At 62.6% G+C, this 12788-nt stretch carries 9 protein-coding genes; 4 read left to right on the forward strand and 5 right to left on the reverse strand.

Annotated features, from left to right (window positions below; all coding sequences use genetic code 11):
* From GPA21_RS15615 to GPA21_RS15635, 5 genes are all read right to left on the reverse strand, one after another.
* Positions 1-550 (reverse strand): TetR/AcrR family transcriptional regulator (locus GPA21_RS15615; protein ID WP_168989057.1); only part of this gene is annotated, 550 nt, incomplete at its 3' end.
* A gap of 313 nt (positions 551-863) precedes the next feature.
* Positions 864-3209, reverse strand: a complete 2346-nt coding sequence (locus GPA21_RS15620; protein ID WP_168989058.1) for an efflux RND transporter permease subunit — start codon at positions 3207-3209, stop codon at positions 864-866.
* The gene (locus tag GPA21_RS15625) at positions 3209-4171 is read right to left on the reverse strand and encodes a WD40/YVTN/BNR-like repeat-containing protein (RefSeq protein ID WP_168989059.1); all 963 of its coding nucleotides are present in this window, start codon (positions 4169-4171) and stop codon (positions 3209-3211) included. Before GPA21_RS15625 ends, GPA21_RS15620 begins: the two co-directional genes overlap by 1 nt.
* A 187-nt stretch (positions 4172-4358) precedes the next feature.
* Positions 4359-5708, reverse strand: a complete 1350-nt coding sequence (locus GPA21_RS15630) for a DUF1329 domain-containing protein (protein WP_168989060.1) — start codon at positions 5706-5708, stop codon at positions 4359-4361.
* A gap of 31 nt (positions 5709-5739) precedes the next feature.
* Positions 5740-7701, reverse strand: a complete 1962-nt coding sequence (locus GPA21_RS15635; RefSeq protein WP_168989061.1) for a DUF1302 domain-containing protein — start codon at positions 7699-7701, stop codon at positions 5740-5742.
* Positions 7702-8060: 359 nt separating this feature from the next.
* On the opposite strand from GPA21_RS15635, the gene GPA21_RS15640 reads away from it, so the two are divergent.
* The 4 genes from GPA21_RS15640 to GPA21_RS15655 all read left to right on the forward strand — a co-directional run bounded on the left by GPA21_RS15640 (position 8061) and on the right by GPA21_RS15655 (position 12585).
* Positions 8061-8630, forward strand: a complete 570-nt coding sequence (locus GPA21_RS15640) for a YqaA family protein (RefSeq protein WP_168989062.1) — start codon at positions 8061-8063, stop codon at positions 8628-8630.
* Positions 8631-8694: 64 nt separating this feature from the next.
* The gene (locus GPA21_RS15645; protein WP_168989063.1) at positions 8695-10500 is read left to right on the forward strand and encodes an ABCB family ABC transporter ATP-binding protein/permease; all 1806 of its coding nucleotides are present in this window, start codon (positions 8695-8697) and stop codon (positions 10498-10500) included.
* 140 nt (positions 10501-10640) lie between these two features.
* Positions 10641-11579: a transporter substrate-binding domain-containing protein gene (locus GPA21_RS15650; protein WP_246262002.1), complete on the forward strand. Its 939-nt coding sequence runs from the start codon at positions 10641-10643 to the stop codon at positions 11577-11579.
* A gap of 13 nt (positions 11580-11592) precedes the next feature.
* Positions 11593-12585, forward strand: coding sequence for an asparaginase (locus GPA21_RS15655; protein ID WP_168989064.1), 993 nt, complete (start codon positions 11593-11595; stop codon positions 12583-12585).
* Positions 12586-12788: the final 203 nt, after the last annotated feature.

A 12788-nucleotide genomic window follows, 5' to 3' on the forward strand; every position in this document is an offset into this window, starting at 1 on the left:
GGGTATAAGAGACAGCGTAAGAGGTCGCCCCCATCATGAAATGGAAGCGCCACAGGATTTCGTCACGGGGCACACCCGGCAACGAGGCATAAAGCGCCGACAGAAACCGACTCAGCGTCTCCGCGTACTCCTCGGCCAGAAACTGGCGCACAAAAGCATTCGGATCGGTGTATGTCCGACCGAGCAACTGCATGAAGGTGTGGCCGCCGTGCTCGGTGTCGCTCGCAAGTGCCAGCGCCGGACCAAAGAATGCCTCGAGCACCTGGCTCGGCTTGACCGTACGCCCCTCGCTGGCAACTCGCGACTCCACCTCATCCAGCGCGGCCAGCCGCTGCCGGTTGAGCTCCACCAGGCGACGCTTGAACACCTCCTGGATCAACGCATCCTTGCTGCCGAAGTGATAATTGACTGCGGCAAGATTCACGCCGGCCTGGGTGGTAATCATCCGCATCGAGGTCGCTTCGAGTCCGTGCTCGACGAACAATGCTTCGGCGGCATCGAGAATACGGTGGCGGGTCTCTGGGGCGTGGCGTCCGGTAGTGGCGCTCATTTTCGTTGTCTCCTCGAATGAGACCATAGCCTCATTCAAACGTTCGTTTGAATTGTACGGATGGCGTCGTCCCTGTCAACACCGGCAGTCGAATTAACGGCGGCCAGTTCGCCTGCAGTACGTTTCACCTTCGCTGCAAAGTCTCTAACTGCATTCGCAGCTCACGCCGCTCCCACAGGTAATGGACACGCATTCGCTACTGTCGCCACCACGGCTTGTAGGAGCGGCGTAAGCCGCGAACCTCGGCCACTGCAATGGCGAGTCGATCGCACATCTACGATCAGCTCAGATTTCACTCGCATCGAACAATTGCTCAACCCGAAACAGCCGCCTTGCTCTTCTTTGCCTCGTCGCCCAGCAGCAGTGCCGCGATAGACGGCAACAGCAATAGCGCACCAAGCATGTTGATCAGGAACATCAGTGCCATGACGAGCCCCATGTCCGCCTGGAACTTGAGTGCCGAAAAGGTCCAGGTGCCGACTCCGACCGCCATCGTCGTCGCGGTGAACATCACCGCAGTGCCACGCTGGGCGAGCGCCTGGTAGAACGCGTCGGGCAGGGAGTCACCGTGCTCGAAGCGGTGCGACATGCGCTCGTAAAAGTAAATCCCGTAGTCCACCCCGATGCCCACCGCGATTGCCACCACGGGCAGGGTCGACACCTTGAGACCGATGCCCAGCAAAGCCATCAGCGCATTGCAGAACACCGCGGCAATCATCAGCGGAAGGATGATGCAAAGCGTGGCCCGCCACGAGCGGAACTCAAGGAAGAACAAGAGGCTGATCGCACCGAACACCATCACCAGAATCGCCATCGATGCAGCATCCACGGCTTCATTGGTCGCTGCCATCACGCCGACGTTGCCGGACGCGAGAAGGAAGTCGAGGTTCTCCGTCCGATGCGCCTCTCGGAACGCTTTCACCTCTCTGATGACGTGCGAGATCGTCGGCCCCTCGTGATCGCGGGTGAAGATCAGCACCTGCATCGCGCTGCAGTCGGTATTGAGCAGGCCGGTGCCGGTGTCGACCGGCGTGACCGACTGTGCAAGCACCGCCGGGTTTCGCGACAGCACCCGCCATGCGGGGCTGCCCTCGTTCCAGCCGGCGTTGATGGTTTTGGCCACTCCGGGCAGACCAACCACCGACTGCACACCATGGACGCCACGCATCGTCATCTCGAAGCGGTCGATCGTATCCATGATCTCGAAGTCGGTGCAGGCGCCGTCCACACCCTGGGTCTGAACGATCACCGACAAGACGTCGACGCCAATCGAAAAGGAGTCGACGATGGCCGCAGCATCCTGGTTGTAGCGCGAATCTTCATGCAGCTCGGGGATGCCGTGCCCCAGGTCACCGGTGCGCAGGTCACGCGACTTCCAGGTCGCGGCGCCGACCAGCACTGCGGCGATCAGCAACACGACAGTCGCGCGCTTGGGCTCGGCGAGTCCGCGCAGCCTGCTCCACAGCCAGTGGTCCTTGGTTTCGGCCGCCATGCTTCGCTTGAGTGCCTTCTCGTCGAGGCGGGTGAAGGACAGCAGCACCGGCAGCAGCAGCATGTTGGTGATCAGTATCAGTCCGACACCGAGCGCAGCGGTCAGCGCCAGCTCGCGAACCATGTCGATATCGATGCGCATGATGACCAGGAAACCGACCACCGTGGTGGTCAAGGCCATCGAACCCGGCAGGAACAGGCGCCGGAAAGCCCCCCGCGCACCCTCCAAGGGCACGGCGCCCGCCATGATCTCCAGCCTCCATGCGTGAGTCATTTGCACCGCATGGCTGACCCCGATGGCGAAGATCAGGAAGGGCACCAGAATGGACATCGGATCGATGCCGAAGCCGATCACCGGCAGCAGGCCCATCAGCCACACCACCGGGACCATGGCGCACAGCAGGGTCAGTGCAGCGAGCTTGGCCGAACCCGAGTAGAAGAACAGCAGCACCGCGGTAATCGCAAACGCGACCAGAAAGAACATCAGCACACCGCGCGCGCCGTCGGTGATGTCGCCTACCGCCTTGGCGAAACCTATGATGTGCACGTCGAGCCCGTCCGCAGCATGACGCTCACGCAACTCCTCGAGCTGCCGTGCCACTGCGAGATAATCCAGCCGCTCGCCGGTGTTCGGGTCGATCTCCAGCAACTCGGCGGTAATCATCGCCGCGCGGTGATCATTCGACACCAGGCGCCCGACCCGTCCGGACTTCAGCACGTTCTCGCGTACCGTCTCCAGGTCCCGCGCGTTGCCTTCGAAATCCGCGGGAATCACGTTGCCACCGGCGAAACCATCCTCGACGACTTCGATGAAGCGTACGTTGGGTGTAAACAGCGACGTCACCGTCGCCCGATCCACTCCGGGGATGAAGAACACCTCGTCGGTTGCGGCCTTCAGCCTGGCCATGAAACCCGCGTTGTAGATGTCCCCTTCGTGCTGGCGAAGCGCCACCAGAACACGGTTCGCGCCGCCGAAGGTGTTTCGGTACTCCATGAAGGTCTGCATGTACTCGTGCTCGAGCGGGATCATCTTCTCGAAACCCGCATCGACCTGAAGCCGGCTGGAGGATGCGGCCAGCAGCGCGGTCAGCAACACGAACAGAGCGAGGAATACTCCCCGCCGGGCAAACAGCAACGCGCCGAGGGTCTCGACGAAACGCTTGAACATCAGTCGGTCTCCTCACGCAAGGAGGACAGGCGCACGCGTTCGTAACCCTCCTCCCCAATCAACAACACCTCGTCGTCTCCGACGCCGACCACCGCCGCGCGCACCAGACGCTCTGCGCCCGCGAGCGTGCGAAAACTCCGTCCGCCATCCTCGCTCGCCACCACCGCGCCACTCTGGCCAACCAGGATCACACGACCGTCTGCAAGCACTCTTCCGCCAAAAAGCGAGGAATGGGAGCCGGTTTCAAGCTCATGCCAGCTGTCACCGCCGTCGTCGGTGCGGAATACGTGGCCTCGCATGCCGAAGATCAGCAATGCGTTGTCCGGCAGCGCCAGCGCGCCAAAGAATGAACCTTCGTAGGGCGGATCCAGCATCTCCCAGCTCTCGCCCCGATCCTCGGAACGCAACAAGGTGCCGGCCTCGCCGGCCAGGATCAGCAGGTCTGCGGCCTCGGCAAACGCATTGAAATGAAAATCCAGACCGTCGAGATCACGCTCAATCCAGCTCTCGCCGCCATCGCCGCTTTCCATGAAGCGCCCATAGGCACCTGCGGCAAAGCCATGGCCGTCGGCATCGAAATGTACGGTCAGCAGCGGCTCCTCGGCTTCGGCATCCTCATGAACACGTGTCCAGGTCGCGCCACGGTCGGTACTGCGCTGGATCACGGCGTCGTGACCAACCGCGACCAATATGTCTGTCCCGACGCGAGTCACCGCGGTGAGCGTCGCCTCGCCATCGACCCGGGCGGCTCGCCACTCGCGTCCGCCATCGTCCGACACAAAAATGCGCCCACGCTCGCCGACAGTCACGATTCGGTCTTCGACGATCACGGCGTCGAGCATCAGCATGTGTTCGATGCGCACCTCGGTCGGCGGCATCGGCGGGTCGCTGCGCTCGGAGAAGGCAATCGCAGCCATCGCGAGCACAAACAGCGTGAAGAGGAATCCGACGGCTTTGTTCATGACCTGGAGTTGACTGTGCGGAACTCGTCGGCGTGACGAGACCCGGGCTCACGGCCTGGCCGTGCGCCTGTTTGCAGGAAAAAGCGGGAAGACAAGAGCACTGCGGCGACGCCGCCCCGCGACACCGCCGAAACGGTGCGCACGGCAAAACCGGCAGCCTGTCCTTCCGGCAGGCTGCCGGGATGCATCAGCGGGTACCCGCTCCGCGCAGGCCGGCGGGGGTAAAACGTGCCGGACGGGCATCGATGGTGTCATAGACACGGGCTTCATCGTTACGCAAACCCATCGCTATGTAACGACCCGACTGCAGGTCGTGGTGCACCTCCAGGTTCGGATACACCATCGGGATGTCGAACCAGTTGATCGTGTGCAGCTCGGACACCCGCCACAGTTGGTCGCGCGCGTCGTACTTGTCCACCGCGAGAATGGACCAGGAGTCCTCGTCGAGGTAGAAAGTGCGGCGCTTGTACATATGGCTGGTGCCTTCCTTCAGCGTGGCATCGACGACCCACACACGGTGCAACTCATAGCGAGCGTGATCCGGGTTAACGTGCCCGGCCTGCAATACGTCGGCCATGCTGATGGTGTTGCCGACCAGCTTGTAGGCGTTGTAAGGCACGTAGATCTCGCGCTTGCCGACCAGCTCCCAGTTGTAACGGTCGATCGCGCCGTTGAACATGTCGAAGTCGTCGTTGGTGCGCAAACCATCGGCAGCGGTGCCCGGATTGTCGTAAGCGACGTTGGGCGCCAGCCTGACCCGGCGTTGGCCCGGGTTGTAGGTCCAGGCCTGACGGCGATCGACGAACTCATGCACGAGCAGAATCTGGCCGGCGAGTCGTGCCGGCGCGGTGACGGTCTGCAGGAAGTTGAACAGCTTTCCTTCCTCTATCTGATCCGGCGACTTGGTCAGACTGCCATAGTGGAAGTCGTACTCGTACTCGAAGCGCACCGGCGTGTAGCTGCCGGTGCGGGTCACCGCCGCCTGGCTCCAGTTCATCGCGTAGGCTTCACCACGGTAGCGCGCGAGATGATTCCAGATCGCCTCCATGCCATTCTGCGGAATCGGGAACGGGATGCCACCGGTGGTGCCGGTGAAGGTGCTGCCATCGGCGGCCAGCGACACGCGGGTGGCGTTGGCCATGGTCTGGTCGTAGTGCGCCTGCGGGAAGGCCGCGCTGCGACGCGTCGGGTAGACGTTCATCTTCCACGTCGGGTAGGTCTCCAGCAACGCGATCTGGCCCGGGGTGAGCTTGTCGCGGTGCTGAGAGATATTCGATGCGTCGATGGTGAACAGCATCGAGTCGCCGGCGAACGGGTCGGCGTAGTGACCACCGGGCACATGCCCGGCCGGCGCGCTGCTCAAGCCGCCATCCCAGGCCGGGATGGTACCGGCTGCATTACCGGCCCGTTCCGCGCCCATTGGTGTGAGGTCCTGCCCGAGGCGTGCCGCCTCGGCGGCCGAAACCTGGGCGAACGCCCCGGTCGACGCGAACGCCACCGTCAGCGCCGCGCCGAGAATCGTGAGTGTCTTGCGCATATCGTATGTCTCCTGAATACCTGCTCGTTTCTCAGAACGAATAGCTGACGCTGATCGACAGGAAGTCGCGGTCCTTCAGCGGGTTGGTGTGGCTGGCGTAGGAAGCCGACTGCCCTGCGGGGAAACCGTCGAGCGGAGATGTCACCGGATCTACACCCTTGATCTTCTTGCCGCCGAAGAAACTCGTATAGGCGATATCGGCCTGCCAGCGTTGCTGGTAGTTCATGCCAAGACCCAAGGTCAGAGCTTTCGCGCCCTCGTTAAAGGTGGGGCTGCGACCACTGACGTCATGCGAAAACGCGATCCGCGGTGACAGCGTCGCGCCGCCAATGGCATTCGGATAGTCCGCACGAGCAAGCAGGCGGTAGCCCCATGAGTTCTTCGTCGCGAAGCAGTTCGTGCTGTTCGAGCCGAATGCAGTCGAGTTGGACGACCCGGGTTGTGGCAGATGGCAGCCCGCCGCGGCGAACTTGAGGTCCGACGGGAGTTGGAGGCGTGTGTAGCCCACCTCACCAACCATGACCAACTGGTCGGCACCGAGCACGCGCGGCCATGCCTTGGTTCCCGTAAGCTGCACCTGATGCATCTTCACCCTGCGGTAACCCTTGATCTCGGTCCCGTACGGAACGACGAAGGAAGAGGGCAACGGACCCGTGTTGCCTGTCCCGGTCAGCTGGTTTGGCGCCCCTAAAGCCGCCAGCAGAAGTTCGGCCGACGGGAGCTGGACAGGTTGATTCTTGCGATAGCTATATTCGCCCTGCAATGCAATACCCGCTGGCCCGGCGGTATTGAAACTCAATCCGAACAGCTTGATGTTCTTCGGATAATCGACAAAGTAGGTGCCGGCACCGCCGTTTGCTGCGGCATAGTTGCAGGCGGCAGTCATTGCGGCCGGCACAGTTGCACCAAGCGTTCTTTGGATGCTGAACCACGTCGCATCAAAAACAGTGCACCCTGCCTCAATCGTTGCCGGCGCAGTAATACCGCCGCGATAGCCAGAAACATACGGGGTGCGGCTGTGATAATTGACGTGATACAGACCGATCTCGGTGAAGTTCAGCTCTGGGAAGAACGCTCGCAACGCAATGCCGTACTCTCCACCATTGCCTGGCGTCCGATCCTTTGAACGCGGCGCGATCAATTGCCCAACGGGATCAAGGGGGAACACCCCACTCCCCGCTGAGATCAGGTTCGCGTCGTTCCTTCTACCAAACCCCGTATAGGCATTGCTCCCGCCAACCGCCACAAAGTCATTGGTGCTGAAAAACGTCCCCACCGGGTCGATCTTGGTCTTCTCCCACTGCGCCATCCACACCGCCTCGAGCGAGACGTTGTCGGTGATCTCCTGCGAGGCCCAGATCATCGGGATCGGGGTCAGGCCTTCACGGAGCTCGGAACCCGGGGTGCGCAGACGGGTGACGTTGACCGGGTTGAGCACGTTGATGCCGTTGAGGATGAAGGTGCTCTCGCCCCAGCTCACCACCTGTTTGCCGGCGCGAACGTTGAGGTCACGCCCGCCGAGGTCGAAGCGACCACGAACGAAGGCATCGAGGATCTCTGCGTCGCGGCCGGCCTCGTGGCGTGAGCGGCGGCTGAGTTCGCTCTTGCCCATGATTGCGTCGTCGTAGAAGTACGACGCGCGCACGAAGGCGCCGTAGTTGCGGTAGTTGAGCTCGAGGTCGTGGGTGGCCTTGAAGGCGAGCGAGACCAACTCGCCCTTCTTGTAGTTGAGGTTGCCGTCGTCCGAGTTCGGGTCGCGTGACGTACCGCCGTTGGCGATGCTGATCAGCGACTTCTCACGCCCTTCCATGCGCCAGAGCGCACCGATGGAGAGCGTGGTGTCGAAACTGCCGGTCACCTCGCCACTGGCGCTGGTGAATTCGAACGCATGCACCGGCGCGGGACCGGCGAATGCCAGCGCGACCGCGGTCGCGACTGCGCTCATACCGAGCGTGGGCAGCCGCGATGCGGCCTTGCCTTGCTTGAAGCTCATTATTGACTCCTCCTCCAGAGTTGCCGGTCTGCGCCGGCGGGCCACCACCAAACCATCCACGCGGCACAAAGGCCGCGTGGCGTTGAAAGCATTATCGTTTCAGCATACATCGGCTTACCGGGTGCCATAAGCCTGTTTGCCGCGTGGCGATCTTTGCCGCCATTCAAACGTTTGTTTGAATCTTACCTAACCGACGCGTGCTGTCAATACGCGTTTGCATGCAAATCAGCTCTTTCGTGTGCGAAACCCGTCAGCGCCGATCCGATTTCGATTGACGGCGACAACAGCTTAAGGCATCTTCCAGCCGGCCTCGACAACACCCCGATTTTCGAAACGGTTTCAATGACTTCTCGCCGCCCATGATTCAGCAGAACCTGATCAAGGCTCTCGTCGCTCTGGTCGCCTTCATCGTGGCGATGGGCGTGCTCGGCTTCGTGTTCGAGGACGAGTTGACCGCGGGCACGACGTGGGTGGTACAACGCATCGGTTTTGTCGGACTGGCGGCCATCCTGATGGTTACCGACACGCTGGTAACCCCGTTTCCGCCGGACATCCTGCTGGTGGTGATCGCGAAGAGCCGACTGTCCGAAGAGTGGCCGATCTACGTGGGAATCCTCGGTATCGTGTCCGTATGCGCCGGCATGACCGGATACGGCATCGGGCGCTGGCTCGGGCACTTCGAATGGTCCCAGCGCCTGTTCGGCGAGTTCAAGGAAGACCACCGGACCTTCATCCGCAAGTATGGTTTCTGGGCGGTCGCAATCGGTTCGATCACACCGCTCCCGTATTCGGTGACCTGCTGGACCGCCGGGGTGCTCGGCATCCGCTGGTCGATGGTGCTCGCGGCATCGGTGCTGTTCCGCATTCCGCGGATTTATCTTTACTACTGGTTGCTGTCGACTACGGGAAGTCTGTTCTCGCTCGGCTGAGCGGCCGACGGCTTCACAGCAGCCCACCTGATCCGCCCAACCCTGCCCCGGTTACAATCGCGCCATGAGACGCGCGCCTGCCACTGCCCTGCCTGCCCCCGAACCGACCCAACGCCACGACTGGCAGACCCTGAAGAGCCTCGTCCCGTATCTGTGGGCCTACAAGGGTCGGGTACTGTTCGCGCTCGCGTGCCTGATCGCCGCGAAGGGCGCCAACGTCGCGGTGCCCCTGGTGTTCAAGGGAATCATCGACGCGCTGACGATCACCCCGGAGCAGGCCTTTATCGTGGTGCCGGCGGCATTGCTGCTTGCCTACGGGGTGTTGCGGTTCTCCAACTCGCTGCTCACCGAGTTGCGGGAGATCGTCTTCGCCCGGGTCACCCAGCAGGCGGTGCGACGAATCTCGCTGCAGGTGTTCCGTCACCTGCATGGACTCTCGCTGCGTTTTCACCTCGAACGCCAGACGGGCGCGCTGACCCGCGACATGGAGCGCGGCACCCGTTCGATCAACTCGCTGATCAGCTATACGCTGTATTCCATCCTGCCGACGCTGGTCGAGATCGGCCTCGTCATCGGCATCCTGCTGCTGAACTACGATCCGGTCTTCGCGATCATCACGCTGGTCACGTTGACGACCTACATCGTGTTCACGGTCAAGGTCACCAACTGGCGCACGGCCTTGCGTCGCCATGCCAACGAGCTGGATTCGGCGGCCAACGCCCGCGCGATCGACAGCCTGATCAACTACGAGACGGTCAAGTACTTCAACAACGAAGAATACGAAGCGCGCCGCTACGACGAGCAGATCGACCGCTGGACCCAGGCGCAACTGAAGAACCAGTTTTCGCTGTCCGGGCTCAACATTGGCCAGGCGATCATCGTATCGGTGGGCGTCACGCTGATGATGTGGCAGGCGGCGGCACGGGTCGCCACCGGCGAGATGACCATCGGCGACATCGTGCTGGTCAACGCCTTTCTGATTCAGCTCTACATCCCCCTCAACTTCCTCGGCGTGATCTACCGCGAACTTCGCCAGGCGCTGACCGACATCGAGCGCATGTTCGGCCTCATGGGCCAGCAAAAGGAGATCGCCGATGCGCAGGATGCGCGCGAGCTGCCACCCGGCCCGGCCTCAATCCGCTTCGAGAACGTCGGGTTCGCCTACGATGCCAAGCGACCCATTCTGTTCGATGTTGATTTCGAGATCCCTGCCGGCAGCACCGTCGCCATCGTCGGCCACTCCGGCTCGGGCAAGTCGACGCTCGCACGCCTGCTTTACCGCTTTTACGATGTCGGCAGCGGCTCGATCCGCATCAATGGTTTCGATCTTCGGGCACTCAAACAGAGCAGCCTGCGAGCGGCGATCGGCATCGTGCCGCAGGACACGGTGCTGTTCAACGACACCCTGCACTACAACATCCAGTACGGCCGACCGGACGCAAGCCGTGAAGAAGTCGAGGCTGCCGCCGAGGCCGCGCAACTGACCGACTTTATCGCCCGCCTGCCAGATGGCCTGGAGACCAAGGTCGGTGAGCGTGGGCTGAAGCTTTCCGGTGGCGAAAAACAGCGCGTCGCCATCGCCCGCGCGCTGCTCAAGAACCCGACCATCCTCATCTTCGACGAAGCCACCTCGGCACTGGACTCCAAAACCGAGAAGGCGATTCAGGCGCAGCTCGAACAGGCCGCCGAGGGTCGCACCGCGATGGTCATCGCCCACCGGCTGTCGACCATCATGAACGCCGACGAGATCATCGTCATGGACCAGGGTCGTATCGTCGAGCGCGGCACCCACATCGAGTTGCTCGCGCGCCGCGGCGCCTACGCACGGATGTGGGCATTGCAGCAACAGGAAGCGCAGGACGACACCTGAACAGGTGGCAGCGACAGCACATCAACTGGAATGCGCGCTCCATGTCGCTACCGACAGGGCTAGAATCTCGTCAGTGGCGACCACGCTTACCCCGCCTGGCTCGCTTTCCCGACTCGAAACTTGCGTGAGGGTGACCCCCTTTGCAGACTACATACCCCGCCGCAGCCGGCAGTCGCTGCCGTGAGCTGCTAAGGCAGATCCTGCTCCTCGGCTGCCTGTTCATGCCGATCGCCTCGGCCTTCGCGCAGCCCTCGACCGCCGACACACTTCAGCGCATCAAGGAGCGGGGCTATATCACACTGGGCCACCGCGAATCGTCGGTCCCGTTCTCATACTACGATGGCCAGGGACAGGTCGCGGGCTACTCGCACGAGCTTGCGCTGCGCATCGTCGATGCGGTTCGGCACCATCTAGACGAACCGCTGCTCGTGCTGCGCCTGACACCGATCACGTCTGAGAACCGCATCCGGATGATCCGCAGCGGGGAGATCGATCTCGAATGCGGCTCCACCACCCACAACTCGTTTCGCGCGCGGCACGCGAGCTTTTCCAACACGATTTTCATCATCGGCACACGCATGCTGACCCGACAGGAGTCCGGCATTCACGACTTTCCCGATCTGGCTGGCCGCAGGGTGGTCACCACAGCCGGCACGACTTCCGAGCGGCTGTTGCGCGAGATGAACGAGTTGCGTCAGAAAGGCATGACGATCGTGACCCAGCGCGACCACCGGGAAAGCTTTCTTGCTCTCGAACGCGGCGCGGCCGACGCCTTCATGCTTGACGATGCATTGCTCTATGGCGAACTGGCAAAGGCCGATCGTCCCGACGACTGGATCGTGACCGGCACACCGCAATCGTTCGAGGCCTATGGCTGCATGATGCGTAGAGGCGACATCGCCTTCAAGCGCCTGGTTGATCAGGCGCTCGCGCAACTGATGCGCTCCGGCGAGGCCGAGCGCATCTACCGGCGCTGGTTCATGAGCCCACTGCCGGACTCCGGGCTGAACCTGAACTTCCCGATGTCCGAGACGATGCGCGAATTGTTCCGCAACCCCAACGATCACCCCTTCCAGTGAGGCAATTGTCGCGATGAGCCAGCTTCCCTGTATCGCGCTGCTTGCCACCGGCGGCACCATCGCCGGCGCTGCCGCCTCCGCCGCCCAGACCAGCGGCTACGCCATCGGCGGTGTGGATGCCCGTGCGCTGCTCAACGCAGTGCCACAGGTCGCCGAGGTCGCACGAGTGTTGCCCGAGCAATTGCTCAACATCGACAGCAAGGACATGACACCGGCGCACTGGCTGCAGATTGCCGCCAGGGTCCGGCAGTTACTCGCGCAACCGGATGTCGACGGCGTCGTGATCACCCACGGCACCGACACGCTCGAAGAGACCGCAACCGCGCTGGATCTGCTGCTGCCGGTCGGAAAGCCGGTGGTCATGGCCTGCGCGATGCGCCCTTCGACCGCACTGTCCGCCGACGGCCCGATGAACCTGTACGACGCTGTCCGATGTGCGGCATCAACGGATGCGGCCGGCCGGGGAGTGATGCTGTGCTTTGGCGAGCGGATCTTGCCCGCGCTCGGGCTGCGCAAGCTCGACGCACACCGGCTCGCTGCGTTCGACACGACGGCCGCGGATCTAGGCACGACGCGGCCAGCGATCCGTTTCTTCGCGCCCGCGCCTGCGCGCCAGTTCGACACTCTGCAATTGCCCGAGGCCCTCGGCAAGTTGCCCAGGGTCGATCTCGTGTACTGCGCCGCCGGCACACCACCGGACCTGATCCAGGCGGCGATGGCTGCCGGCGCACAAGGCATCGTCGCGGTGCTACCCGGCAATGGCAGCGTGCCGGACGCCTGGATCGATGCACTGGCGGCGGCAGTCGCAAAGGGTCTGGTGGTCGTCAGGGCCTCGCGTTGCGGACAGGGAGCGGTGTTCGACGCCGGCGTGGATGCGCGCATCGGATGTCTGCCTGCTGGCCTGCTGTCGCCGGGTGCGGTGCGGGCGGCGGTGATGTTGGCTCTGGAAGTAGCCCGCTCAGACGAGGATTTCGTGCCCGAGAGCTTCCTGCGGTCTATCGGTTAGGCAAACGCCTGTTCGCGGCTTACGCCGCTCCCACAGGTGATGGAGGTGCACAAGGTGCTACGGTGGCCACTGCTTGTGGGAGATGTAATGGACGCCTCCCTCCCCTCTGGGGTGGTGTGAGGCTGCAGGGGTTCAGCAGAGAGGAGCCCTCACGTTACCTGACGGCATCGATGTGCCAAAGTGATGGTGTTGAAACATTCACA

It is taken from the genome of Azoarcus taiwanensis (genome assembly GCF_012910885.1).
Classification (GTDB): domain Bacteria; phylum Pseudomonadota; class Gammaproteobacteria; order Burkholderiales; family Rhodocyclaceae; genus Azoarcus_F; species Azoarcus_F taiwanensis.